The following is a 251-nucleotide window of genomic DNA, read 5'->3' on the forward strand; positions in this document are numbered from 1 at the left end:
GCCATAATCAGTAAGGAGCCGTGAGAAAGCTCGTATTCAATCTCAGTTTTACAATGTAAATTTCTAAGCAAAAATCGACGTGTTTCACCTAAGTTCAAAGATGCGATAACAGGGTTTCTACCTAACTCTGGTTCATTATCTTGGTGCCAGCCCATTGAGTCTTGGCCGTGTCGATATAAGTTAGCGAGAACAGAATTAAAAGTGACATCAGCAACTGATTCACAACGCACTTTCAACTGAGTTAACTCAGG

At 40.6% G+C, this 251-nt stretch carries 1 protein-coding gene; it reads right to left on the reverse strand.

Annotated elements, in window-relative coordinates:
• Positions 1-251: alpha-ketoglutarate-dependent dioxygenase AlkB (locus tag O4H47_RS18030; RefSeq protein ID WP_269395404.1), on the reverse strand; the 251-nt coding region annotated here is incomplete at both ends.

It is taken from the genome of Maritalea porphyrae, from assembly GCF_027213965.1.
In the GTDB taxonomy this organism is placed as follows: Bacteria; Pseudomonadota; Alphaproteobacteria; order Rhizobiales; family Devosiaceae; genus Maritalea; species Maritalea porphyrae_A.